This is a genomic window from Vibrio sp. 378 (assembly GCF_033339435.1).
In genome coordinates, this window is record NZ_JAWOUO010000272.1 from 1 (window position 1) to 890 (window position 890).

Annotated in this window: 1 protein-coding gene; it reads right to left on the bottom strand. The window is 48.2% G+C overall.

What is annotated here, in order from left to right:
- Positions 1-19: 19 nt before the first annotated feature.
- Positions 20-890 (bottom strand): protein adenylyltransferase SelO family protein (locus tag R7Q48_RS25645; protein WP_318132979.1); only part of this gene is annotated, 871 nt, incomplete at its 5' end.

Genomic DNA, 890 nt, shown 5'->3' on the forward strand with positions numbered 1-890 from the left:
TGGGTGGAAAATGACCCATTTATGAGGAGCAGCTGATCTCCATCTTTTTCCCCCACTCTGGCGGCAGTTTGGCATACGCTTCAAACTCTGGTTGCGAATCATATGGGTGGCGAAGTATCTCAGCAAGACGGTGAACTTCGCTGAAATCCCCTTCCTCAGCTTTATCGATAGCCAATTGCGCAAGGTAGTTGCGAAGAATGTATTTCGGGTTGGCTTGGCGCATCTGTTCACAACGCTGCTCGGCTGAAATCGGCTCACCAATTTCATCTACCTCCAGCTCACATCGAGCCAAATACAAATCAAGCCAAGCTTGGGCGGCTTCCCGGTCAATAAACAAATCGATGACCTCTTGCGCTGGCTGTTTATCGAGGTTGGACAACGCTCTAAAGAATCGCGTGTAGTCGGTATGATTCTGATTAAGCAGTTCAAACATCGACTCAAACAAACGTCCGTCTTCTGCAATTTTTGTTTTCAAACCCAGCTTACTGCGCATCAAGCAGCTAAACTGCTGGCTTAAACGCCCTTCAAATTGGCTCAGTGCCTGTTCTAAATCTTCTCGTTCGACGAGCGGTGATAAGGCATGTGCCAAAGCAGAAAGATTCCACAGGGCAATTCGCGGTTGCTGCTCGAACGCATAACGCCCCTGATAATCAGAATGGTTACAAATGTACCCCGGTTCATAATCGTCGAGAAAACCAAATGGCCCGTAATCAAAGGTTTGCCCGAGAATTGACATGTTATCGGTGTTCATCACGCCATGAGCAAACCCATACGCTTGCCAGTAAGCAATCATGTCCGCTGTTTTCTGAACAATTTCGCCAAACATTGCAGCGTATGGCTTCTCTGCCGACGCACTATCAGCAAAGTGCCACTCGATGACTTTGTCCGCC